Consider the following 23504-nt stretch of genomic DNA (forward strand, 5'->3'; position numbering starts at 1 on the left):
TTTTGTCGGTGGGTGGTCCTAACCTGCCGACATGGACGCGCGAGCGGTGCTGGAGCAGGCTCCGGACAGCCGGGTGGCGAGCAGCGCCACCCGGCTGGCCGGGTCCTCCGGCTGGCGTGCGACGGGTCGTGACGACGCGGCCCTGTGGGGCCTGTGCGCGGGCAGCGGGGCCGACCCGTACCAGGTGTGCGTCGACCTGGGCGACCGGGCGTCGAAGTGCTCGTGCCCGTCGCGGAAGTTCCCCTGCAAGCACGCGCTCGCGCTGCAACTGCGGCACGCGCGCGAGGCGCTGCCCGTCGCGTCGCCGCCGGGGTGGGTGGCGGACTGGCTGTCCCGGCGGCAGCGGCGCGCGGAGGCGGCGCCGGACGACTCGCCGGAGGCCGTGGCGCGGCGGGCGAAGGCCAAGGAGAAGACCGCGCTGGCGCGGCGGGACGCGGTGCGGGCGGGCGTGGCCGGGCTGGCCGACTGGCTGGCCGACGTGGCGGACGCGGGCATCGCGGGGTTGCCCGCGCGCGACGCGGAGTGGTGGCGCTCGATCGGCGCGCGCATGGTCGACGCGCAGGCCAAGGGGCTGGCCTCGGCCGTGGAGGAGGTGCGCCACGTCGTCGCCGCCGGCGGGCCGACGTGGGCGCACGACGCCGCCGACCGGCTGGGCGGCCTGCACCTGCTGGCGCGGCTGGCCGACTCGACCGGGCCGGCCGAACTGGCCGACGTGGTCCGCCGCCGGATCGGGTTCTCGGTGTCGGAGGAGGAGGTCCGCGCCGGCGAGGGCTGGTCGGACCACTGGGCGCCGCTGCTGAAGCTCGAATCGGACGACGGGCTGGTGCGCACCGTGCGGCAGTGGGCGTGGGGGCGCGCCCACGGCTGGGTGGTGGCGGTGCGGCACGCGGGCGGCGGGGCGCGCCCGGTGCCGCCGATGGCGCACGGGGTGCAGGTCCAGGGGGTGCTGCACCCCTACCCGGGCGCGCCGCCGCGCCGCGTCGCCGTCGGCGAGGTGCTGCTGGAGCAGCCGCCGGGGCCGGTGCCCGTGCCGGGGACGTGGCGGGAGGCGCTGGCGGCCCTGGAGGAGCCGCTGAGGGCCGACCCGTGGCAGCGCCTGCACCCGCTCGGCTGCGCCTCGGTGCGGCCGACCCGCGACACCGCGTGGCTGGTGGACGACGAGGGGCGCGGCGTGCCGGTGCGGGCCGACCTGGCGCTGGACCAGGCGCTGGCCGTGACGGGCGGCCGGGTGTTCGACGCCTGGGGGCTGTGGGACGGGCGCGAGCTGCGGCTGGGCGCGGTCGCGCGGCCCGGCGGGGCGCCGGAGGTGGTCGGATGAGCCTCCAGGACGCGTGGCAGGGCACCGTGCAGGCCGTCCTGGTCGGGGCGCGGCGGTCCGGCGTCACGTCCGCCGAGCTGCTCGACCGGTGCGCCGAACTGGGCCTGGCCGCGCACGCCGCGCGGTTGCCGCCCGTCGTGGACGGGCCGCCGCTGGAACCGGCGCCCGGGTCCGGCGACGTGCCGGTCCACCGGCTGGCGCGGGCCGTGCTCGTGCAGGTCCTGGCCCTGGACGACCAGGTGCTGCTCACCGAGTGGTGCGGCCTGGCCAAGGCCGCGGGCGCGGTCGCCGACCACCGCGACCTGCCCGCCCTCCTCGGCCTCGGCACCGCCCACCCCGGCCTGCGCCCCGCGATCACCGCCGTGCTCGGCGCGCGCGGCCGGTGGCTGGCGGGGCTGCGACCGGCCTGGGCGTGGGCGGTCGGTGGGGGCGCGGACGGGGACGTGCCCCTCGACGAGGTCCTGGACCTGCCCGGCCCCGCCCGGCAGGCCGCGCTGCGCCGCGCCCGCACCCGCGACCCGGCGGGCACCCGGGAGTTCCTGGCCGCCCGGTTCGACGGGCAGCGCCGCGCCACCGACCGCCAGGCGCTGGTCGGCGCCCTGGAGACCAACCTGGGCCCGGACGACGAACCGCTCCTCGAACACGCCCTGGACGACCGCGCGATCGGCGTGCACGACGAGGCGCTGCGGCTGCTGCGCACCCTGCCCGGGTCGAAGCTCGCCGAACGCGCCGCCGAACGCCTGCACCGCGGCCTGTGGCTGACCGCCGACGGGTTCGACGTGCAGAGCGACGAGCTGTGGGCCGAGGACCGGCCCGAGCCGGACGAGGCGCGCGACCTGCTCAAGGACGGCTCGGAGACCGGCGTGGCCGGGCGCATCCGGGGCGCGGCGTCGAGCGTGCCGCCGCGGCACTGGACGAGCCGCCTGCGCACCGACGACGAGGGCGCGGCGGCGGAACTGGCGCGCGGCACGTGGGCGGGCGAGCTGCTGCGCGGCGTGGCGCAGAACCTGCGGCTCGCCGACGACCCCCGCCCGTGGGCCATCGCGGCCACCCGCGCGCTCACCGGCATGGAGCAGCTGGAGATGCTGGCCGGCCTGCCCGCCGAGCTGGCCGCGCGCACGGTCGTCGAGGTGTCCGAGCAGTGGAACTACGACCTGCTCGACCACGCCTGCTCGCAGTTGCCCGCGCCGTGGGGCCCGCGGGCGACCGCCGACCTGCTCGACCGCTACGCGGCGGCACGCGCGCCCAGGTGGCGCGCCGGCAGGCCGCCCCCCGTGCTGCTGGCCAGGGGCGACGCCGAGGTGCTCGGCGCGAACTGGGCCCGCATCACCGAGCGGTGGCCCGAGCACACCGTCGACCTCGACGTCCTGCGGCTGCGCGTGCAGCTGCGCGAGGCGTTCAACCACCGGGAGGCAAGCCAGTGACCACCGAGACCGTGCTGCGGCCCGCCGCGGAGCAGCAGTACGCCGACGAGCTGGCCGCCCTGGCCGCCTCGGACGACCGGCCCCGCCCGCCGCGCTGGCGGCTGTCGCCCCGGGCCGTGGTCACCTACGTGCTCGGCGGCCGCACCCCGGACGGCGTCGTGATCACCCCGAAGTACGTCGGCGACCGGAGGCTGGTCGAGGTCGCGGTCGGCACGCTGGTCACCGACCGGGCGCTGCTGCTGGTCGGCGTGCCCGGCACGGCCAAGTCGTGGCTGTCCGAGCACCTGGCGGCGGCCGTGAGCGGCGACTCGACGCTCGTCGTCCAGGGCACCGCCGGCACCGGCGAGGACCAGGTCCGCTACGGCTGGAACTACGCGCGGCTGATCGCCGAGGGGCCGTCCGAAGCGGCGCTGGTGCCGAGCCCGGTGATGACCGCGATGCGCACCGGCGCGGTCGCGCGCGTCGAGGAGCTGACCCGGATGCCCGCCGAGGTGCAGGACTCGTTCATCACCATCCTGTCGGAGAAGACGCTGCCCGTGCCGGAGCTGGGCTCCCAGGTGCGGGCCGTGCCCGGGTTCACGGTGATCGCCACCGCGAACGACCGGGACCGCGGCGTGAACCAGATGTCGTCGGCGCTGGCCCGCCGCTTCAACACGGTCGTGCTGCCGCCGCCCGCGACCGAGGACGCGGAGGTGGAGATCGTGTCGGCGCGTGCGGCCCAGCTGGGCCGGGCGCTGGAGCTGCCCGCCGAGCCGCCCGCGCTGGAGGAGGTGCGCCGGGTCGTGCGGATCTTCCGCGAGCTGCGCAACGGGTCCACCGTGGATGGCCGGACGCAGCTGAAGAGCCCCAGCGGCAGCCTGTCCACGGCCGAGGCGATCTCGGTGGTGACCAGCGGCATGGCCCTGGCCGGCCACTTCGGCGACGGCCGGATCACCGCGGACGAGCTGGCCTCGGGCCTGCTCGGCGCCGTGGTGAAGGACCGCGTGTCGGACGCGGCGGCGTGGCAGGAGTACCTGGAGGCCGTGGTCAAGGAGCGGGCCGAGTGGCGCGACCTGTACCGGGCGTGCCGGGACCTGGTGGGCTGATGGCGCGCGAGCAGCCCCTGCCCGAGCGGGTCGCCCTGCTCGGCATCCGGCACCACGGCCCCGGGTCGGCGCGCATGGTCGCGGCGGCGCTGGAGGCCGTGCGGCCGGAGGTGGTGCTGATCGAGGGGCCGCCGGAGGGCGACGCCCTGCTGCCGCACGTGCCCCGGCTGACGCCACCCGTGGCGCTGCTGCTGCACGACGAGGCGGAGCCCGCGCGGGCGGCGTTCTGGCCGTTCGCCGAGTTCTCCCCGGAGTGGCGGGCGATGACGTGGGCGCACGAGCACGACGTGCCGGTCCGCTTCTTCGACCCGCCGGCCGCCGCGTCCCTGGCCGACGCCCCGCCCTCTCCCCCGTCGCCGGCTCATCCCGACGACCCCGACTCACCGGCCGAGCCGTCCGAGCCGTCCGAGCCGGCCGAGGACCGCGCCCCCGCGGCGTTGGCGTCCCTGGACCCGCTGGGGATCCTGGCCGAGGCGGCGGGCTTCGACGACCCGGAGCGCTGGTGGGAGGACGTGGTCGAGCACCACACCGACCCGGCGGACCTGCCGGCCGCGGTGGCGGAGGCGATGTCCGCGCTGCGCGAGGAGTTCGCCGACCAGGTGGACGCCCGGACGCTGCGCCGCGAGGCCGCGATGCGCCAGAACCTGCGCCAGGCCCTCAAGGACTTCCCGGGCCCGATCGCCGTCGTCGCCGGCGCCTGGCACGTCCCCGCGCTGCGCACCCTCCCGCCCGCCACCACCGACGCCGCCGCCCTGAAGGGCCTGCCGCGCAAGAAGGTCTCGGGCACCTGGGTGCCGTGGAGCCACGGCCGCCTGGCCACCGCCTCCGGCTACGGCGCGGGCGTGGCCTCACCCGGCTGGTACGCGCACCTGTGGGAGTGCGCCGACCGCGGCGACGCGGTGCCGCGCTGGTTCGCCCGCGCGTGCGCGGTGCTGCGCTCCGAAGACCTCCAGGCGTCGACCGCGAGCGCGGTGGAGGCGGTCCGCCTGGCCGACACCCTCGCCGCCCTGCGCGGCCGCCCGTCACCGGGCCTGTCCGAGGTGATGGAGGCGGCGCTGGCGGTCCTGTGCGGCGGCGACGAGACCCCGCTGCGCCTGATCCACGACCAGCTCGTCATCAGCGAACGCCTGGGCGAGGTGGGCGACGGCGTGCCCCAGTCCCCCCTGGCCGCCGACCTGGTCCGGCTGCGGCGCAGGCTCCGCATGCCACCGCCCGCCATGCGCAAGGCGATCCGCCTGGACCTGCGCAAGGACACCGACCGCGAGCGCTCGAAGCTCCTGCGCCGCCTGGAAGTCCTGGACATCCCCTGGGGCACCCCGGACGGCACGCGCACCCTCGGCACGTTCGCCGAGGCCTGGCAGCTGCACTGGCAGCCGGAGTTCGCCGTGTCCCTGGCCGTCGCCGCCCGCCACGGCACCACCGTCGAGGCAGCCGCCCGGCAGGTCCTGACCACGCGCGCCGCCGAAGCGACCCGGGTCGTAGAAGCCGCCGAAGTCCTCGGCCTCGCCGTGGGCTGCGAGATCCCCGAGGCGGTCACCGCGGCGCGCCAGGCCCTGGACCGCTGCGCCGCGGCGGCGACCGACGCCCTGGAACTCCTGGCCGCCCTGCCGAACCTGGCCACCACGGTCCGCTACGGCTCGGTCCGGGGCACCGACCCCGACCTGCTGCGCGTGGCCCTGCACGGCCTGCTGGCCCGGGGCGCGGTCGGCCTGCCGCTGGCGTGCCGAGGCGTGGACGACCCCACGGCCGAACGGGCCCTCAAAGCCCTCGACGGCGCGGAGGACGCGGTCCGCCTCGCAGCCGACGACGAGCACCGCGACACGTGGCAGCGGGCCCTGCGGTCACTGGTGGCCATGCCCGACGCCCACGGCCTGCCGACCGGCCGCGCCACCCGGCTGCTGTGGGAGACGGGCGTGCTCGACTCCGACGCGGTCGCCGCACGCCTGCACCGAGCGGTCTCGGCGGGCGCGGCGGGTGCGGGCAGGCGAAGCCCGACAGGCGCCACCCCCCAGCCCACCGGCACCACCCCGCCCCCCGTCAACCCACCAGGCACCGGCCCGACAAGCGGCCCGTCAGGCACCGGCCCATCGAGCGGCGGCCCATCGAGTGGCGGCTCCCCCGGCCCTCACTCCACCGGCCCTCACTCCACCGGCGGCTCCACGGGCGGCTCCACGGGCGGCGGCTCTATGGGCGGCGGCTCGACAGGCGGCGGCTCCACGGGTGCCACGGCGTTCGTGGCGGGCTTCCTGCGCGGGTCGGCGGCGCTGCTCACCGCGGACCCGCGGCTGTTCGGCGTGGTCGACGAGTGGCTGACCGGCCTGCCCGGCGCGGACTTCGAGGCCGCGCTGCCGCTGCTGCGCCGGGCCGTGACCGAGTTCAGCCCGGCGGAGCGGCGGATGCTCGGTGACCGGGTCCGGGGTACGGCAGCCAGCTCGTCCACCGGTCCGGGCGGCTCGGGGGGCTCGGGTGACTGGGACGAGGCGCTGGCGGGTCGCCTGGCCGGGCACGTGCGGGCGTTGCTGGCGGGGGTGTCGGGGGCTGGGGCCGGTGCCGGGGCCGCGGCTCGCAGTTCTGGGGCGGCGTCGGGGGTGTCGGGGGCGTGATGGGTGTGGAGGTGGGCGGGTGACGCGGGGTGTGGTCGGCGTTCCTCATGTTCCAACCGATGAACGAGGACGCCGTTTCCGTACATTTTCGGCCGATGATCACCCGATCGTGTCTGTCGGGGAGGGCTCGTGAATCACGATATCGCAGGTGAGCGCGAGCGGCGCTGGCGGTTGCTGCTCGGGGGCGCGGCCGGTGACCTCGGGGCCCTCAGCCAGGACGACCAGCGGCGGGACGGGGCGTTGACCGGGCTCTACGGCGGCGGGGGTGACGCGGTCGAGGCCGGTGGCAAGCGCGGTGCCGGGCTGGGCGGTTCGTCGCCGGTCCTGCACCGGTGGCTGGGTGACATCCGCACCTACTTCCCCGGTTCGGTCGTCCAGGTCATGCAGCGGGACGCGGTGGAGCGCCTCGGGTTGCGCCAACTGCTGCTGGAGCCGGAACTGCTGTCGAGCGTCGAGCCGGACGTGAGCCTGGTCGGCACGCTCGTCTCGCTCTCCAGCGCCATCCCGGCGCGCACGCGCGAGACCGCCCGCGCCGTGGTGCGCCGGGTCGTCGAGGACATCGAGCGCCGGTTGGCCGACCGGCTGCTGTCGGCCGTCCGGGGTGCGGTCGACCACTCCCGCCGCACGAGCCGGCCCCGGCTGTCCGATGTGGACTGGAGTCGCACGATCCGGGCCAACCTCCGCCACTACCAGCCCGAGCAGCGCACGGTCGTGGTGCAGGACCTGGTCGGCAACAGCCGTCGCAGCAGGCAGGCTTCGTTGCGGGACGTCATCCTGCTGGTCGACCAGTCCGGGTCGATGGCGGAGTCGGTCGTCTACTCGGCGGTGCTGGGCGCTTCGCTGGCGTCGCTGAAGTCGGTGGAGACTCGGCTGGTCGTGTTCGACACCGAGGTGGTCGACCTGACCGACGAGCTGGACGACCCGGTCGACCTGCTGTTCGCCACGCAGCTGGGCGGCGGCACGGACATCAACCGCGCGGTGGCCTACGGGCAGTCACTGGTGCGCCGGCCGACGGACACGGTGATGGTGCTGATCAGCGACCTGTACGAGGGCGGCGTGGCGCGCGAGCTGCAACGCCGGGTGCGGGAGCTGGTGGCCGGCGGGGTGACGGTCGTCGTGCTGCTCGCGCTGTCCGACAGCGGCACCCCGGCTTACGACCACGAGTTGGCGGCGCGGCTGTCGGAGCTGGGCGCGCCCGCGTTCGCCTGCACGCCGGACCGGTTCCCGGACCTGTTGGCGACCGCGCTGCGCCGGGAGGACGTCGGTGCCTGGGCCGAGCAGAGCGGCATCCCGGTCGGTCGTTGAGCCGAGGAGCCGATGAGCCGACGACGCCGCGGACGACGACCCCGCGGACTCAGCGGATGACGACGCGGCCCAGCGTGAGGAACGGCGCGCCGCGGGTGAGCACGACCGCGCGCCCCCGCGGGTCTGGCCCGGCCAGCCACACCTGGCCGCCGCGGCGGATGTTCTCCCGCACGCGCTCGGGGATCTCGGGCAGCCGCAGGAACGTGCGGTCCGACCCCTCGGTCTCCAGGTACGCCTGCCACCCGACCCGGGCGCGGCCGGGCACGAAGTTCACCGACACGGGGTGCCTCGGGTAGGTGGCGAGCAGCCGCCTCAGGCTGCGGCGCGAGCAGAAGTGCCGCAGGCCGGGCACGGCGAACTCGACGCACAGCGGGCTGAGGACGAACACCCACCGGGACCCGATCCACTCCGACACGAGCCACAGCACGACGAACGCGAGCAGGGCGATGCCGATGAACCCGACGGCGCGACGGTCCGCCCGGGTCAGGCACTTGCTCACCCACGTCTCACCCACCGCTGCTCCCCGCAAGCCAGGATCTCCCACCTGGGGATTTCCGGTTCGCGCGCCGGCGAAACTCAGCCGCGCGACACCTTCGCGGGAAACAGGCGGGGCACGCCGCGGAACGTCACCGCGGTGTTGCCGGTCCGGTCGGGGGGCACGACCCAGGCCCGCCGGTGGCGGCTGATGCGGCCCCGGGCGAGCGGTCCGGCGCTGACGTCGAGCACGAGCGGTCGCGTGCCGTGGACGACGAGGCGCCCGCCGCGCCAGTGGACGCGCACGTAGACCCACGCGCGGTCGCCCAGGAGCCGGGTGAACGGCTGGGGCCGGGTGAGGTTCAGCCCGAGGACGAGCGCGGAGAACCCCAGCAGCACGGGTGGCAGCGAGGAGGACTCGTCGAGGGCGAAGAGGAGGGAGAGGTGGAGCAGGAAGGCGAGCACGGCCAGGACGACCCAGCCGAACGCCCGGCGGCCGGACTTCTCCAGGCAGTGCCGGGTCCACGGGTCATCGAGCGCCGTGCCTTCGGTGGACGGCTTGTTCGGCACGACCACGGGTCACCTCCGCCAGGGGGCGTGACCAGGTTACGGCGGCGGGGTCGGGTCGGGGAACGGCCGGCCCCGGTCCCGGGGTTCGGACCGGTCGCTCCGCCGCTGTGCGGGTCGGCGCGCGGTCGTTACCGTGGCCGGTGGGTGTGGGCGAGCCCGGAGCAGTACACCGGTGGTGGGACTTCCGCCGCCGGGTCCCGCCAAGTTAGGCTGCCCTAAGTTGGGAGGTGAGCGGTGAACGAGACGCGTCGACCGCCCGCCCCGCACCCGGCGGAGCGAGCGCGCACGATCGCCGCCCGGGGTGGGCGCGCGGCCCTGTTGCCGTCGGATGGCACGGAGGGCCGGGTCACGCCGGTGCTGCACCACGTCCACCCGCGCGGCGACGTGACGATCCTGCTGCCCGACGAGCACCCGCTGGTCGAGGCCGGTCGCCGGGCCGAGTTGACCGCGATGCTGGAGGTCGCCGACCACGCGCCGGTGCAGTTGCGGGAGCCCGTGCGCGGCCTGCTGTGGATCACCGGCTGGTTGCGGACGCTCGACCCGCGGGAGGCCCGGGAGGCGGGCCTGGAGGTCGCCGACGACCGACCGGACCCGCGCCTGCTCGACGTCGGGCACGGGGTGAGCGTGCTCCGGCTGAGCCCGGCCTCGCTGGTGGTGGCCGACGCCGAGGGCACCACGTCGCTGCGCCCGGAGCTGTTCGCGCAGGCCGAGCCCGACCCGTTCGCCGCGCACGAGGACCACTGGCTGCGGCACCTGGAGCTGTCGCACCGGGACGTCGTCGGCCTGCTCTCCCAGCACCTGCCGGAGCACCTGCGGGGCGGTCACGTCCGCCCGCTGGGCCTGGACCGCTTCGGCCTGCGGCTGCGGGTGGAGATGTCCGACGAGGACCACGACGTGCGGATCGCGTTCTCGCGGTCCGTCGGCACCGCGCAGGAGCTGGCGGTCGAGCTGCGCCGGCTGATGGGCTGCCCCTTCCTCGCCCAGCGCCGTTAACGTACGCGGGTGATCGAACCACTCGACGTCCGGGAGCGCCGCGGCTACCAGGTCGAACTGCTGCTGGTCTTCGCGATGACGCTCGGCCTGTCCGGGCTGCGCAGCCTGGTCCGCCTGCTGGACAGCCTGCTGAACCCGGTGCCGCTGAACGAGCAGAAGGTCGCGATCAACGTCCCGCAGGCCAGGTTCGACCTGCTCGACCTGATCGCGCAGCTGCTGAGCGTGCTCCAGCTCGCGGCGTGGGGCGGGTTGGGCCTGTACCTGCTGTGGCGCGGCGGCATCCGGCTGGGCGCGCTCGGCCTGGACCGCACCCGCCTCGGCCCGGACGCCCTCGGCAGCCTCGGGCTGGCCGCCGTCATCGGCATCCCCGGCCTGGTGTTCTACCTGGTGGCGTGGGACCTCGGGCTCAACCTCGCGGTGCAGCCGTCGACGCTCGACGAGGCGTGGTGGCGCAGCGTGGTGCTGGTCCTGTCCGCCATCGGCAACGCGTGGGCCGAGGAGGTGCTGGTCGTCGGGTACCTGCTCACCCGGCTGCGGCAGCTCGGCTGGGGTCCGAACGCGGCCCTGCTGGCGAGCGCCGTCCTGCGCGGCTCGTACCACTTGTACCAGGGCTTCGGCGGGTTCGTCGGCAACGTGGTGATGGGCCTGGTGTTCGGCAAGGTGTGGCAGCGGACGAACCGGCTGTGGGTGCTGGTGGTCGCGCACGCGCTGCTCGACGTGGTCGCGTTCGTGGGCTACACGCTGCTGCGCGGGCACGTGTCGTGGTTGCCGTAGGCCGGCCGGTAGACCAGCGGAGTACGCGCGCCGCGACCCGGGGCTGACGCGCGCGGGGGTCGGGGTCGGCCAGCATCCGTCGGGAGCCGCCACCGACGAAGGGAACCCCTGATGCGCACCAGAGCGCCGGCCGCGGTCGTCGCGGTCCTGGCCGCACTCGCCACCGCCGCCCCGGCCACGGCCACCGCCCCCGACCCGGTCGCCCGGGACTCGACCGGCGCGCGGGTCGCCATCCCGGCGCCGACCGGCCGCCACCCCGTCGGCACGGTGGAGCTGCACCTGGTCGACGACCGGCCCGACCCGTGGCGGCCCGGGGAGGCGCGGGAGGTCATGGTCACCGTCTCCTACCCGGCCGAGCGCTCGCACGCCCCGCGCGCGCCGTGGATGACGCCGGGCGTGGCGGCGGGCGTGGACCGGCTGGCCTCGACGTACTTCGGCACGCCACCGGGCGCGGTGGACTGGGCCGCGCCCCGGCGGCACGCCCGCACCGGGGCCGCGCCCGCCCGCGGCCGGTGGCCGGTCGTGCTGTTCTCGCCCGGGTTCGGCTCGGTGCGCGAGCTGCACGTGGGCGTCACCGACGACCTGGCCTCCCGCGGGTACGTGGTGGTGTCGATGTCGCACACGCACGAGTCCGTCGCGGTCGAGTTCCCCGGCGGGCGCGTCGAACCGCCGCTGGCCGACGTGGAGGACGTCGGGGACCGCCGGACCGCCATCGACGCGCGGGTCGCCGACACCCGGTTCGTCCTCGACGAACTCGCGCGGCTGGACTACGCGGACCTGTCGCGGGTCGGCGCGTTCGGCCACTCGTACGGCGGCTACGCGGCGGGCGAGGCGATGGTGCACGACCGGCGCATCGACGCGGGCGTCAACCTCGACGGCGCCATGGCCCACTCGTTCGGCGGGAGCGACTACCGGCCCGGCGAGGTGGTCACGCGCGGCCTCGACCGGCCGTTCATGCTCGTCGGCGGCGAGCTGGTGGACGGGGACACCGGCGCCCGGCTGCCGCACAGCCACCGGGAGCGCTCGATCGACCCGACGTGGGCGGACTTCTGGCCCAACCAGCGCGGCTGGAAGCGCGACCTGTTCTTCGAGCGCAGCTCGCACTACAGCTTCACCGACCTCCAGTTCGCGGTGCCGCAGCTCGACCCGCTGTTCAGCCCGGAGCAGCGGGCGGCGATCGTCGGCGAGATCGACCCGGAGCGGTCGCTGGGCGCGCAGCGCGACTACCTGGCCGCGTACTTCGACCTGCACCTGAAGGGCCGGCACACCCACCTGTTCCGGGGCGACTCGCCGCGCTACCCGGACGTCCGGTTCATCCGCTGAACCCGGGCCGGGGTCGTGTACCCGGCCCGTGACGACGACGGCTCCGCGTCCTCGGCCACCGCGCGGTGGGCGTGGACCGCCGGTCAGGCGACCAGCAGGAACCGGCACGCCGTGCGTGCCGCCGCGGCCACCACGACCCGCGCGACGCCCGCCGAGTCGAGCAGGGACGGGTCGAGGGCCGCCACGGGGACCGCCGCGTTCTCCGCGACCCGGTTCGCGGGCTCGGCCAGCGCGGTGGCGAAGGCCCGCCAGCCCGCGACCTCCTCCTCGGTGCCGGTCGCCTCGTCCGCCAGCTGCGCGCCGATCGCGGCCAGGCCCGCGCCGCCGCCCCGGACCACGCCCTCGGTGGTCGCGCTGTGCACCGCGCGCACCGCCCGCTCCACCCGCGCGACCTGCCCCGCGCTCGCCCGGATCAGGGCCGCCGGGTGCTTCGCCGAGGTCCGCCCGGTGAACACCACCGCCTCGTCCGAGGTGACCACGACCTTCTCGGCGTGACCGAGGGACCCGGCCGTCGCCGCCGCCACCAGGTCTTCGTCCAGGAGCACGCCCTTCACCAGGTCGTGCAGGCGGTTGAGCGCGGCCGGACCGACCACCACGGCGACGGCCCGGCCGCGTCGCAGCAGCTCGGTCAGCGCCGCGTGCGCCAGCCCCTCGCACACCACGAGCACGTCGTCCTCGGGCACCTCGCCCAGCACGTCCGGCCGGCCCTGGAGGGTGCCGGCGAACAGCAGCACCCGCGCGTGCGCCAGCACCGCCTCCCGCCGCGGGCCGGTGGCGAACTGCGCCGAGGCGTAGCCGGCGCCGAGCCTCAGGCCGCGGCCGAACTCGTGCTCCAGCTCGAAGCCCTGGCCCTCCTCGACCAGGATCGGCCCGCCCTCACCGATGACCGCAGTGACGTGCGCGACGGCCTCGCCGACCACCTCGTCACCGGCCGCCGTCGCGGCGAGGGACCCCACGTCCCGGGGCCGCAGCGGTTCGGCCGCCTCGACGACCAGTTCCGCCGCGCGCCGGGCCGCGGCCGTGACGCCGCGCAGGAGCCGCACCGGGTTGTGGCCCTCGCGCATCGCGTCGACCAGGCCCGCGAGCGCGCCCCGGGCCACGGCCACCGCCGACGCCGCGCCGTCGCCGGCCTCCCGCCGCACCTCCTCGACCAGGTCGCGCACGTAGGCCGCGCCCAGCGAGTCGCGCGGGTCGTCGGGCTGGTACGCCGCCGCGATGGCGGAGGAGTCCGCCAGCTCCACCGGTCGGCGGTCGACGAACACCACGGCCCGCCTGCCCATCGGGCCCAGCGTCCGGCACACCGGTTCGGCGGCGGCGCGGAAGCCGCGCGCCACCAGCAGTTGGCCGGGCGTGTACGAGGCGGTGCGCCGCGTCCCGCGCCCCCGCCCCGACCGACCCCCGGCTCGCGCGATCCGCAGCGGGGCGGAGGCGCCGTGGGCGAAGAACTGCGGCGTCTGGTCCGGGCGGCGGGCGCGCACCTGCTCCCGCGCGTGGGCGAACAGCTCGGCCACGTCCACCCACCCGTCGCCGTCGAGGTCGGCGTCGCCGCCCGCCAGGCCCTCGATCAGCACGTCGGTGAACAGCGACGCCACCGGCGCGTCCAGGGACAGCGAGTCCTGCTCGAAGGCGTACTCGTAGGCGTTGGACGCGGTCATCACCACGTAGCCCTCGCCGACGTCGTCCAGCACGGCCCCGGCGGCGCCCTTGAACCCCTCGACGAACGCGCCGCTGAAGCAGCAGTCGAGCACGAGCACCCGGCCGGCGGCGCGGCAGTCCTCCAACTGCTCGTTGAGGAACGACCGGGGGATGGCGGTGCCCGCGGGCCGGTCCTGCGCGGTGTTGGCCGCGGCGAAGTACAGCCGGCCGGAGGGCGAGACGATGCCGTGGCACGAGAAGTACAGCAGCACGAGGTCGTCGGGCCCGCGCGGCGCCAGCAGGTCCTCCACCGCGCGCCGGACCTCGTGGTCGGGCCGGTCCCGCAGCACCTCGACGGAGGTGAACCCGCCGACGTCGGGGTCCTCCAGCACGGCGGCGAGCCGTTCCACGTCCTGCTCGGGCGCGCGCAGCCGGCTCAGCCGCGCGTCGTCGTACTCGCCGGTGGCGACCAGGAGCGCGTGCCGACCCACCCCTAGCCCTCGCGCTCCCGCAGCCACGACTCCAGCAGCGCCCGCTGCGACCCGGCGTCCAGGCCCTCGACGGTGATCTCGTCCTCGCCGGACCTGATGGTGACCTTGCGCGCGCTGCCCCGCTGCACGAACGCGGTGACCACCGACGCCACCGCGCCCGCCGCGGCCGCGGTGAGCGTGCCGTTGAGGACGAGTTCGGCGATGGACGCGCCGGCGCCGCTCTTGGCGCCCTCGGGCAGGTCGGCGGGCGCGGGCCGCGCGTCCACCCGGGCGCCCCGGACCAGCTCCTGGAGCAGCATGTTCGTCGCGGACGCCACCCCTGCGGGCGCGTCGACCGTCACGCGGAAATCCGCCACCGGGCCTCCCCCTCGTCGATTCCGATCATCCTCCAGGCGCGGGCGCCGCCGCACGACCCACCCCAGGAAGCAACGTTCATCCGGTGAGAAGCACTGATCACGCAACAAACCGCCGTTCGCAAGCCGGTTTGCGTTCAATCTCGCCGAAAGAGGCCGCTCCGAGCTGCTGTTACCGCCGGCCCCGGGTTACCCTCGGAAGCGTGACCGCGCACATCGCACAGACCGAGACCCAGCCCGGGGCCGACCCCGCACCGGCGCCCCGGGTCGACAGCGAGGTAGGCCCCCTGCGCACGGTGCTGCTGCACCGCCCCGGCGCCGAGCTGAAGCGGCTGACCCCGCGCAACAACGACCAGCTCCTCTTCGACGGCGTGCCGTGGGTGGACCGCGCCCAGGAGGAGCACGACGCGTTCGCCGAGGTGCTGCGCGGGCGCGGGGTCGAGGTGCTGCTGCTGGCGGACCTGCTGGTCAAGGCCCTGCACGACGACCGGGCGCGGATCGCGGGCATCCACAGCGCGGTCAACGAGCGGCGGCTGGGCATCGACCTGGCCGACGCGCTGCGCTCCCACCTGTCCTCCGTCGGCCCGGAGCAGCTGGCGACCGCGCTGATGACCGGCATGACGTTCGAGGAGCTGCCCGCGGCCGAGGGCGCGTCCCTGGTGCGCAAGATGCACCACCCGCACGACTTCGCGGTGGACCCGCTGCCGAACCTGCTGTTCACCCGCGACTCGTCGGTGTGGGTGGGCGACCGGGTGGCGATCACGTCGCTGGCGCTGCCCGCGCGCGACCGGGAGACCGCGCTGACCGACCTGATCTACGCCTACCACCCGCGGTTCCGCAAGACCGGCCGCGCGTACGGGGCGCACTCCGCGCCGGTCGAGGGCGGTGACGTGCTGCTGCTCGCGCCGGGCGTGCTGGCGATCGGGGTCGGCGAGCGCACCACCCCCGCGGGCGCCGAGTCGTTCGCCCGGTCCGCGCTGGCCGACGGCCTCGCGCACACCGTGCTGGCGGTGCCGATCACGCAGGAGCGGGCGACCATGCACCTGGACACGGTGTGCACGATGGTCGACCGGGACGCCGTGGTGATGTACCCGGCGGTGCGCGACAACCTGGACGCCTACCCGGTGCGGTCGGACGGCGCGGGCGGCGTCGTGGTGGACGACCGGCGGCCGTTCCTGGAGGCGGCGGCCGAGGCGATGGGCATCGAGCGGCTGCGCGTCATCGACACCGGCCTGGACCCGGTCACGGCGGAGCGCGAGCAGTGGGACGACGGCAACAACACCCTCGCCGTCGCGCCCGGCCTGGTGGTGGCCTACGAGCGGAACGTGGAGACCAACGCGCGCCTGGAGGACGAGGGCGTCGAGGTGCTCCGGATCAGCGGCTCCGAGCTGGGCTCCGGCCGCGGCGGACCGCGCTGCCTGTCGTGCCCGATCGACCGCGCGCCACTCGGGTGAAACAAGGCCCGGAAGGGTTGCCTAAGCTTTCTTCGGCAACCCTTCCCTTATTTTGCAGAGCCTTGCCTTTAATGCATTAAAACGCATCGCGCGTTATTCTTCGAGTCATGGCCCTCAACTTGACGAAGATTTCCTCCTCGCGCGAGTCGAAGTTCCACGACCTGCTCCGGGCACAGGTCCGCAACGAGTTCACCGCCTCGCAGCAGTACGTGGCCATCGCGGTCTGGTACGACGGCAACGACCTGCCGAGGCTGGCCGCGCACTTCTACAAGCAGGCCCTCGAAGAGCGCAACCACGCGATGATGATCGTGCAGTACCTGTTGGACAACGGGCTGCCGGTGACCATTCCCGGGGTGGACGAGGTGCGCAACGACTTCGCCTCCCCGCGCGAGCCGGTCGCGCTCGCGCTGGAGCAGGAGAAGACCGTCACCGAGCAGGTCGTGGCGCTCGCCAAGACCGCCCGCGACGAGGGCGACTACCTCGGCGAGCAGTTCCTGCAGTGGTTCCTCAAGGAGCAGGTCGAGGAGGTCGCCTCGATGAGCACGCTGCTCACCGTGGTCGACCGGGCCGAGGGCAACCTGTTCCACGTGGAGAACTTCCTGGCCCGCGAGGTCGTGGGCGAGGGCGCCGACCCGACGGCGCCGCGCACGGCCGGCGGCGCGCTCTGAGCCGCGCGGGAGCCCCCGGTGGCCGGGGGCTCCCGCCGCATCACAGCACGGGCGCCGGCCGGAACGCGCCGTCGGCGTCCGGGGTGAACTCGTGCACGGCCACCACGTGGTCGGTCGGGATCGGCCCGTAGACGTGCGGGAACCACGGCCCGGACTCGTCGCCGTCGCCCGGCTCCCACAGCACCGGCAGCCCCTCGGGGTCGACCACCAGCAGCACGAGGTCGTGCCTGCCCGCGTACAGCCGGTTCGCGGGCAGGTGCACCGTGCCGGGGTCCGAGCAGTGCACGAACCCGTCCGGGTCGAGCGGGATCGCGCCCGCCTCGCGATCGCGCGCCCAGTCCTCCCTGGCGCTGATCCGCAGGATCACACGACCTCCCGAGTTGTCCACAGGTCCCTGTGGACAGGTTAGGTGACGCCTGTGGACAGCCGGGTCAGCGCAGCGTGATCTGCCGCCCGCGCAGGCCGTCGCGGGAACGCCGCTCGGCCTCGCCGAGCGGTTCGGCGTCGAGGCTGGTCAGGGCGTCGTCCAGGCGCTTGCCCAGCGCCTCGGCGCCCGGCGCCCACTCGCTGGAGTGCAGCTCGCGGTCCAGGTCCCACACCGGCACGAGCAGGCCGTGGGCGCGGAACGAGCCCGCGTAGCGGGAGCCTTCGCCGAGGTCCAGCTCGCCGCGCACGGACAGCCGGGCGAGCGCCGCGAGCAGCTTCTCCTCCGGCTCCGGGCGGACCCAGCGCAGGTGCGCCTTGTCGCCCGCGTCGACCCAGTACGCGGCCCGCACGCCCGGCGCGTCCAGGCGCTCGGTCGGCAGGATCGCGGCGTTGGCGCGCTCCAGGGACAGGGCGACGTCGCCGCTGGGCTCGGTCTCCGGCGGCAGCCACCACGCGAAGTCGGCGTGCAGCTCGGGGCTCAGCGTCGCCTCGGTGTCGAGCAGGTCCTGGAGCCGGCCGGGCTGCTCGCCGGTGTCGGGGCCGACGACGGCCAGCGCGTCACCGGTCTCGGCGGTCAGCGCCCACTGCACGGCGCGGGCCAGGTCGCGGCTGATGTCGCCGGAGCGGACCTGCACCTGGAGGCCGACGAACGCGGTCCCGTCGGCGCGGACCAGGCCGGCGGCGGCCATCGGCAGCACGGTGGCCAGGACGACCTCGCGCGCCGCGTCCTTGACCGGCAGCTTCGCCGTGGCCGAGGGCACGAACTCGCGCAGCGCGATCAGCTCGGCCTCGGCGGCCAGGCCCTCGAACGGGCGGGAGACGATCACGTCCGCCGCGCCGCCGGCCGCGCCGTGGCACGCCTTGTAGCGCTTGCCGGAGCCGCACGGGCACGGCCGGCGGGGGTTGGTCCCGTCCGCCGGCTTGTTCTTCACGGCCGTCCGCTTCGCCACCGCGCCTCCTCGTGGTCAGGGCTGGTCGGGCGTCAAGTTAGCCGCAAGGCGCTCGCGCGTCTCCCCCGGGTTGTTCGTGGCGACGAACCGAACGCCGCGCTCGCGGCACAGGGCGAGGTCGGCCGGCTCGTCGACCGTCCACACATAGGCATTCTGTCCCCGGTCCGGGTGACGCCTGAGCAGGTGAACACCGGGGCCGTCGTAATCGGCGAAGCGCGGCCGGCGCCCCGGCCACAGCCGGTCGTGCAGCAGCACGGTCGGCACGTCCGGCCTGAGTTCCTTGAACCGGTGCACGGCGAGCACGGAGAACGACATCATCACCGCCTCCACCCGGTGCGCGCCGAGCACCTCGGCCAGCGCGCGCTCGACCCTCCCCCCGTACCGGACGGGGTGCTTGGTCTCGACGAACCGCGCGCCCCCCGGTCCTGGGCCAGGCCGAGCAGCTCGGCCAGGGTCAGCACGCGGGCCGGCTCGCCGCCGTGCCAGGAGCCGAAGTCGCGGCGCCGCAGGTCGGCGAGCGCCATCGTGCTCACCCTCCCCGTGCCGTCACTCGTCCGGTCGATCACCGGGTCGTGGACGCAGACGAGGTGGCCGTCCCTGGTCAGGCGAACGTCGCACTCCAGGCCGTCCGCGCCCTCGTCCAGGGCCAGTTCGTAGGCGGCGAGGGTGTGCTCGGGCCGGCGGGCGGACGCGCCCCGGTGGGCGACGATCTCGGGTGGCACACCGGCTGATGCTTCTGGTCGAGCCGGGATGGGGCAACTCGACCACGCCATGTCACGACTCCCTGAACGTTTGCAAGAACAACCACACTCGGATGGACTTGAAACGAGCCCACGACCTACCGTCCGTGACCGTGACGTCGTTCGACCAGCACGACCCCGCCTTCATCGCGGACCCGTACCCCGCCTTCGCCGCCCTGCGCGCGGAAGGCGAGGTGCACTGGCACGAGGGCCTGGGGCTCGCCGTGGCGGTGTCGCACTCGGCGGCGTCGGCGGTGCTGCGGCACCGGTCCCTCGGGCGCATCTGGTCGGACGCCGCGCCGGTCGAGCGGTTCACCGCGTTCAACCTGCTGCACCGCAACTCGATGCTGGAGAACGAGCCGCCCACGCACACCCGCCTGCGCCGGCTGGTGGCCGCCGCGTTCGGCCGCGGGCACGTGGAGCGCCTGCGGCCGTGGATCGCGGAGCTGGCCGACCGGCTGGTGGACGAGCTGGTGGCGAAGGTCAGGTCCGAGGGGTCGGCCGACGTGCTGTCCCACGTGGCCGCGCCGCTGCCGGTCGAGGTCATCGCCCAGCTGCTGGGCGTGCCCGCGGCGGACCGGCCGCTGCTCCAGCCGTGGTCGAACGCCATCGTGAAGATGTACGAGTACGGCCTGCCGGACGAGAAGCAGGCCGCGGCCGAGCGCGCGTCCGCCGAGTTCACGGCGTACCTGCGCGAGCTGGTCGCGCTGCGCCGGGTCCACCCGGGCGACGACCTGGTGTCGGACCTGGTGGCGGTCACCGACACCGACGGCGCGAAGCTGACCGAGGACGAGCTGGTCGCCACCTCCGTGCTGCTGCTGATGGCCGGCCACGAGGCCACCGTGAACGTCATCGGCAACGGCGTGCTGGCGCTGATGGAGCACCCCGACCAGTGGCGGCGGCTCGTCGACTCCCCGGCGCTGCTGCCCACGGCGGTGGAGGAGCTGATCCGGTACGACTCGCCGCTGCAGCTGTTCGAGCGGACGGCGACGGCGCCGGTGGAGGTCGCCGGGCACCGGGTGGAGCCGGGGCAGAAGATCGCGGCGCTGCTGGGCGCGGCGGCGCGCGACCCGCTGGTGTTCGCCGAGCCGGACGTGCTGGACATCGGCCGCAACCCCAACCCGCACCTGGGGTTCGGCGCGGGGATCCACTACTGCCTCGGCGCGCCGCTGGCGCGGATCGAGGTGCAGGCGGCGCTGTCGGCGCTGACGCGGAAGCTGCCCGGGGCGTGCCTGGCGGTCCGGCCGCGGCGGAAGGCGGAGTTCGTCATGCGGGGGCTGCACGAGCTGCCGCTGGCGGACGCGTAGCGCCGATGGCCGGCTCCCGACCCCCCGAAAACCCGGTCAACCCCGACCAACCCGGCGACGGCCGGACGCCGCCCCGGCAGCGGTGACGTGCGCTCGTCGGTGATCGCGCACCCGGTGGTGCACCGCGCGCCGCTGCACCGCGTCCTGGTGCCGGCCGCGCGGCTGCGCGACACGCGGGCGGGGTCGACCGACCACCGGTGCGTGCCGCTCACCGGGTCGCGGGCGGACCTGCTGCGCCTGGGCGCCCTGGTGCGCCTGGCCGCCGTGAGCCGGCACAGCGCCGTGCACGTGCCGCTGGGGACCGGGCCTCCAGCAGGTGGGTGCACCGCCGCGGCGTCGCCCACCTCGACGGCCTGACCTCGGCGTTCGGCGGACCCGACGACGAGCTCGACATCGTCGGGCAGGACCCGATCTTCCACCGGAGCCGGTGGGCGGGGCGGCGGGGCGCTCAGCGCGCCCGGTAGGCCTTGGGCAGCTTGAAGCCGCGCGCGGCCATGACCTCGCGCAGGCGGTCCGGGTAGTCGGTGATGATGCCGTCCACGCCGTCGTCGATGAGCTTGTTCATGGTCGGCTTGTCGTCGACCGTCCAGGGGATGACCTTGAGGCCGTGCGCGTGGGCCTCGTCGACCAGGGCCTTCGTGGTGAACGGGACGTAGTCCGGGTCGGCGACCGTGCCGTTCTGCGGGTTGCCGTGGACCGGGGACAGGGCGGACGCGCCGAAGCTCTTCACGGCCTTCACCACGCTGCCGCCGAAGTCGGCGAGGTCCAGGCCGCCCGTCCACGGGGAGCCCGGCCGCAGGAACTCCGGCTGGGTCAGGGCGACGAGCGGGATGCGGCGGTCCTTCTCGCGCCACAGCATCAGGGTGCCCCAGTCGAACGACTGGACGGTGACGTTGCGGAAGAAGCCCGACCTGAGGATCTCGCGGTGGGTGACATCGACGAACTGCTCGCGCGGCGCGGTCTCGTGCGGCGCGGCGGCCTCGACCTTGGTCTCGACGTTGAAGCGGACGCCGTGCGCGCGGTGGCGGCGGGCCAGCTCGAACACCTCGGCCAGGGTGGGCATCCGCGCGCCCGGCGAGAGTTCCTGGCCCGGGTGCTGCGGCAGGCGCCGCGACCCGCATTCCAGGGTCCGGACCTGCGCGAACGTCAGGTCCTTGACGTACTTGCCCGCGTAGGGGAACGCCGGGTCGCCGGGGAACGCGGGCGCGGTGTCGACGCACTTGGCCGGGTTGGTCCTGCGGTCGTGGGTGACCACCTCGCGGCCGTCCTTGGTGATCTGGACGTCCAGTTCGAGGGTGGTGACGCCGAGCCGGAGGGCCTTGGCGAAGGCGGCGAGGGTGCCCTCGACGGTCAGGCCGAGACCGCCCCGGTGCGCCTGGAGGTCGAACGCCTTCCGCCGGTCGTGGGCGCTCGCCACGCCGGGGAGCAGGAGCGACAGGACCAGTGCCACCACGAGTGCCCGCATGGGGACACGGTGGCACGCGCGGGCCGGCCGCCCAACCGCCGAACGACGAACTGCCGCTGAACGGACGGGAACGCCGGCCCCGGTCCCGGCGGGGCCAACCCGTCCGGCCCGGTGGACGTCTTCCGGAGCGGGTCCCCGCGCGGGGGCGCCGACGAGGGGGACGGATGACGACGGTGGTGCGGCGGGACGTGCTGCGGGGCTCGGTGTGGACGGCGCACGCGTTCGAGCTGGTCGAGGACGCCGACGAGGCGCTGGTGGTGGCGTGCGGGCCGGGCGCGGAGCTGCTGTCGCCGACGACCTGGACCCACTGGCTGCGCACCGGGGACGAGGAGGTGCGCGCGCGGGCGCTGCCGAACCTCGCGGCGGGCCGCTGGGAGCTGGAGCCGTGGGCGTGGCGGGACACCGCGCTGCTGTCGTGGAACCCGCCGGGGACGTGGTTCAGCGTCAACGCGTTCCTCGACGCGGCCGACCACCGGCTGTCCCACTGGTACGTCAACTTCCAGCGGCCGTGGACCCGGACCCCGATCGGGTTCGACACCTTCGACCTGCTGCTGGACCTGGTCGTGGCGCCCGACCTGTCCCGGTCGCGGTGGAAGGACGAGGACGAGTACGCGCAGGGCCGGCGGCTCGGGGTGGTGTCCGACGCGGAGCACCGGGCCGTGGAGGCGGCCCGGGACCAGGCCCTGGCGCTGGTGGCGGCCGGTGGCCCGCCGTTCGACGACCTGGCGGGGTGGCGGTGGTCGCCCGACCGGCCCGCGCCCGCGCTGCCCGCCGGTGTCCTGGACGTGCGACTCGGGGGTCCCGGACGTACGACTCGCGCGACCTGAACGTACGACTCGCGTGGTCTGGGCGTACGACTCGCGAGGTCAGCGGGGGGAGCCGGAGGGGCGGGCGGTGCGGAGCGCGGGGGGCGGGGCGTCCTTGAGGCCCACCACCCGCATCCGGCGGAGGGCGGCCGGGTCGACCGGGAGCAGCAGGGTCGTGACGCGGCGGACCACCACGGCGGTCACCACGGCCACGGCGGCGGCCAGGAGGTCCGCGACGGCGTGGAGCAGCACTCCGTCCGCCATGGCCTGCACGCTGGAGCGGAACGACCAGGCGGTGGTGAACGCCGCGAACAGGGCCGCGCCCGCCCACAGGCCCCACCACCAGCGCAGCAGCCGGGAGGGGCGGGGCCGGGCGTCGGCCGGCTGGCGCAGCGCCGCGTGCTCCAGCTCGGCCAGCACCGAACCGGGGACGAACAGGTTCACGCCGGGGACGACCAGGCCGACCAGGACCTCGGTCTCCGAGCGCGACGGGGCGTAGCCGGCCGCCAGCGCCGCCGCGTTCCGGGCCCGGCGCAGCCACAGCAGGGTGAACACCAGGCCCAGGACACCGGTCACGACCGCGACCACGGCGGACGCCACGACCATGGCGTCCGAGACGCCGACCGTGGTCTCCGAGAGCGCGCCGTGGCGGCTGAGCAGCAGCAGCGCGTAGCGCCAGATCTCGCTGCCCGCCGCCCACAGCGAGGTCAGCGCGGCCAGGCCCAGCGCGTGGGACGCGGTGCGGGCCAGGCGCTGGACGTGGTCGACCGCGTCGGCGGGCCGCTCGTCGTCGGTGGCCACCGACGTGGGCCACCGCCAGGCCAGCAGCGGGAAGCCCCAGCGCGGCGGCACCGGGTAGGACGGCGGCCCGGCGTAGGGCCTGGGTGGCGCGCCCAGCCTGCGGTGGGGGTAGGCGCCCGGTGGAGGGGTCGCCACCCAGTCCACGCGCATCGGCCGCAACGCCACGTCAGATGACCTCGGGCTCCGCGCCGTCGACCTCGGCGACCAGCGGGCGGCCGCTGGCCGCCCACACCTGCATGCCGCCGTCGACGTTGGTGGCGTCCCAGCCGTTGGCGTTCAGGTACTGCGTCACCCGCGCGGAGCGCCCGCCCGCGCGGCACACCACGTAGACCTCGCCGTCCTGGGGCAGCTCGGCGAGCCTGCCCGCCAGCTCGCTCATCGGGATGTGCAGGGCGCCGGGGGCGTGGCCCGCGACCCACTCGTCGGCCTCGCGCACGTCGAGCAGCACCTTGCCGTCCGCGAGCTGGTCGGGCACCTCGGACACTTCAACGCTGGGAACGGTCACGTGGACATGCTGCCACGGTCGTTTCAAATCCAGG

24 protein-coding genes are annotated in these 23504 nt (G+C 75.4%); 13 read left to right on the plus strand and 11 right to left on the minus strand.

The genetic code is table 11. From position 1 onward, the window contains the following. Positions 1–31 precede the first annotated feature (31 nt). The 5 genes from ACFV4N_RS00295 to ACFV4N_RS00315 all read left to right on the plus strand — a co-directional run bounded on the left by ACFV4N_RS00295 (position 32) and on the right by ACFV4N_RS00315 (position 7735). Entirely contained in the window at positions 32–1318 is a 1287-nt protein-coding gene (locus ACFV4N_RS00295) for an SWIM zinc finger family protein (protein ID WP_499670300.1), read from the plus strand. Then, a complete protein-coding gene (locus ACFV4N_RS00300; protein WP_499670301.1) occupies positions 1315–2742 on the plus strand; it encodes a DUF5691 domain-containing protein in 1428 nt (475 codons plus the stop codon). The genes ACFV4N_RS00295 and ACFV4N_RS00300 overlap by 4 nt, the downstream gene beginning before the upstream one ends. Next, positions 2739–3827, plus strand: a complete 1089-nt coding sequence (locus ACFV4N_RS00305) for an ATP-binding protein (protein WP_499670302.1) — start codon at positions 2739–2741, stop codon at positions 3825–3827. Before ACFV4N_RS00300 ends, ACFV4N_RS00305 begins: the two co-directional genes overlap by 4 nt. Further along, positions 3785–6430, plus strand: coding sequence for a DUF5682 family protein (locus ACFV4N_RS00310; protein WP_499670303.1), 2646 nt, complete (start codon positions 3785–3787; stop codon positions 6428–6430). The genes ACFV4N_RS00305 and ACFV4N_RS00310 overlap by 43 nt, the downstream gene beginning before the upstream one ends. Positions 6431–6559: 129 nt before the next feature. Continuing rightward, positions 6560–7735, plus strand: a complete 1176-nt coding sequence (locus tag ACFV4N_RS00315; RefSeq protein ID WP_499670304.1) for a VWA domain-containing protein — start codon at positions 6560–6562, stop codon at positions 7733–7735. A 49-nt stretch (positions 7736–7784) separates the two neighbouring features. Here ACFV4N_RS00315 and ACFV4N_RS00320 read toward each other — a convergent pair whose 3' ends face one another. Both ACFV4N_RS00320 and ACFV4N_RS00325 read right to left on the minus strand, forming a co-directional pair. After that, entirely contained in the window at positions 7785–8249 is a 465-nt protein-coding gene (locus tag ACFV4N_RS00320) for a hypothetical protein (RefSeq protein ID WP_499670305.1), read from the minus strand. 62 nt (positions 8250–8311) lie between these two features. Beyond that, complete coding sequence (locus tag ACFV4N_RS00325; protein ID WP_499670306.1) at positions 8312–8785, minus strand: hypothetical protein; 474 nt, start codon at positions 8783–8785, stop codon at positions 8312–8314. A gap of 228 nt (positions 8786–9013) precedes the next feature. Between ACFV4N_RS00325 and ACFV4N_RS00330 the strand changes: the two genes are divergently transcribed. The 3 genes from ACFV4N_RS00330 (at position 9014) to ACFV4N_RS00340 (ending at position 11869) form a co-directional block, all read left to right on the plus strand. Further along, a complete protein-coding gene (locus tag ACFV4N_RS00330) occupies positions 9014–9772 on the plus strand; it encodes a DUF2470 domain-containing protein (RefSeq protein ID WP_499670307.1) in 759 nt (252 codons plus the stop codon). A 9-nt stretch (positions 9773–9781) separates the two neighbouring features. Beyond that, positions 9782–10546 carry a CPBP family intramembrane glutamic endopeptidase gene (locus ACFV4N_RS00335; protein ID WP_499670308.1) on the plus strand — a complete coding sequence of 255 codons (765 nt, stop codon included), beginning with the start codon at positions 9782–9784 and terminating at the stop codon, positions 10544–10546. Positions 10547–10657: 111 nt separating this feature from the next. After that, positions 10658–11869, plus strand: a complete 1212-nt coding sequence (locus ACFV4N_RS00340; protein ID WP_499670309.1) for an alpha/beta hydrolase family protein — start codon at positions 10658–10660, stop codon at positions 11867–11869. A gap of 83 nt (positions 11870–11952) precedes the next feature. On the opposite strand, the gene ACFV4N_RS00345 is transcribed toward ACFV4N_RS00340, so the two are convergent. Together ACFV4N_RS00345 and ACFV4N_RS00350 are read right to left on the minus strand one after the other, a co-directional pair. Then, a complete protein-coding gene (locus tag ACFV4N_RS00345; RefSeq protein ID WP_499670310.1) occupies positions 11953–13995 on the minus strand; it encodes a caspase, EACC1-associated type in 2043 nt (680 codons plus the stop codon). A gap of 2 nt (positions 13996–13997) precedes the next feature. Next, on the minus strand, positions 13998–14351 hold the full coding sequence (locus ACFV4N_RS00350) for a hypothetical protein (protein WP_499670311.1): 354 nt from the start codon (positions 14349–14351) through the stop codon (positions 13998–14000). Positions 14352–14563: 212 nt separating this feature from the next. On the opposite strand from ACFV4N_RS00350, the gene ACFV4N_RS00355 reads away from it, so the two are divergent. Together ACFV4N_RS00355 and ACFV4N_RS00360 are read left to right on the plus strand one after the other, a co-directional pair. Continuing rightward, complete coding sequence (locus ACFV4N_RS00355; protein WP_499670410.1) at positions 14564–15802, plus strand: arginine deiminase; 1239 nt, start codon at positions 14564–14566, stop codon at positions 15800–15802. 107 nt (positions 15803–15909) lie between these two features. Further along, the gene (locus ACFV4N_RS00360; protein ID WP_499670312.1) at positions 15910–16470 is read left to right on the plus strand and encodes a ferritin; all 561 of its coding nucleotides are present in this window, start codon (positions 15910–15912) and stop codon (positions 16468–16470) included. Between the two features lie 40 nt (positions 16471–16510). Here the strand turns inward: ACFV4N_RS00360 and ACFV4N_RS00365 are convergent, their stop codons facing one another. The 4 genes from ACFV4N_RS00365 to ACFV4N_RS00380 form a co-directional block, all read right to left on the minus strand. Next, complete coding sequence (locus tag ACFV4N_RS00365) at positions 16511–16837, minus strand: DUF952 domain-containing protein (protein WP_499670313.1); 327 nt, start codon at positions 16835–16837, stop codon at positions 16511–16513. Positions 16838–16901: 64 nt separating this feature from the next. Beyond that, entirely contained in the window at positions 16902–17846 is a 945-nt protein-coding gene (locus ACFV4N_RS00370) for a DUF5926 family protein (RefSeq protein ID WP_499670314.1), read from the minus strand. A 15-nt stretch (positions 17847–17861) separates the two neighbouring features. Beyond that, on the minus strand, positions 17862–18194 hold the full coding sequence (locus ACFV4N_RS00375) for a hypothetical protein (RefSeq protein WP_499670315.1): 333 nt from the start codon (positions 18192–18194) through the stop codon (positions 17862–17864). Continuing rightward, entirely contained in the window at positions 18164–18568 is a 405-nt protein-coding gene (locus ACFV4N_RS00380) for a glycerophosphodiester phosphodiesterase family protein (protein WP_499670316.1), read from the minus strand. Before ACFV4N_RS00380 ends, ACFV4N_RS00375 begins: the two co-directional genes overlap by 31 nt. Before the next feature lie 92 nt (positions 18569–18660). Here ACFV4N_RS00380 and ACFV4N_RS00385 point away from each other — a divergent pair, with 92 nt between their 5' ends. Together ACFV4N_RS00385 and ACFV4N_RS00390 are read left to right on the plus strand one after the other, a co-directional pair. Next, positions 18661–19893 (plus strand): cytochrome P450, encoded by a 1233-nt coding sequence (locus ACFV4N_RS00385; RefSeq protein WP_499670317.1) that lies wholly within the window; start codon positions 18661–18663, stop codon positions 19891–19893. Between the two features lie 87 nt (positions 19894–19980). After that, positions 19981–20250, plus strand: coding sequence for a hypothetical protein (locus ACFV4N_RS00390; RefSeq protein ID WP_499670318.1), 270 nt, complete (start codon positions 19981–19983; stop codon positions 20248–20250). Positions 20251–20341: 91 nt separating this feature from the next. On the opposite strand, the gene ACFV4N_RS00395 is transcribed toward ACFV4N_RS00390, so the two are convergent. After that, positions 20342–21358, minus strand: a complete 1017-nt coding sequence (locus ACFV4N_RS00395) for a glycerophosphodiester phosphodiesterase family protein (protein WP_499670319.1) — start codon at positions 21356–21358, stop codon at positions 20342–20344. 164 nt (positions 21359–21522) lie between these two features. Here ACFV4N_RS00395 and ACFV4N_RS00400 point away from each other — a divergent pair, with 164 nt between their 5' ends. Continuing rightward, a complete protein-coding gene (locus tag ACFV4N_RS00400) occupies positions 21523–22185 on the plus strand; it encodes a ribonuclease FAU-1 family protein (RefSeq protein WP_499670320.1) in 663 nt (220 codons plus the stop codon). Positions 22186–22224: 39 nt separating this feature from the next. Here the strand turns inward: ACFV4N_RS00400 and ACFV4N_RS00405 are convergent, their stop codons facing one another. Both ACFV4N_RS00405 and ACFV4N_RS00410 read right to left on the minus strand, forming a co-directional pair. Then, positions 22225–23130 carry a DUF4328 domain-containing protein gene (locus ACFV4N_RS00405; protein ID WP_499670321.1) on the minus strand — a complete coding sequence of 302 codons (906 nt, stop codon included), beginning with the start codon at positions 23128–23130 and terminating at the stop codon, positions 22225–22227. 1 nt (position 23131) lies between these two features. Continuing rightward, positions 23132–23470: a rhodanese-like domain-containing protein gene (locus tag ACFV4N_RS00410; protein WP_499670322.1), complete on the minus strand. Its 339-nt coding sequence runs from the start codon at positions 23468–23470 to the stop codon at positions 23132–23134. Positions 23471–23504: the final 34 nt, after the last annotated feature.

It is taken from the genome of Actinosynnema sp. NPDC059797, assembly GCF_042732085.1.
Classification (GTDB): Bacteria; Actinomycetota; Actinomycetes; order Mycobacteriales; family Pseudonocardiaceae; genus Actinosynnema.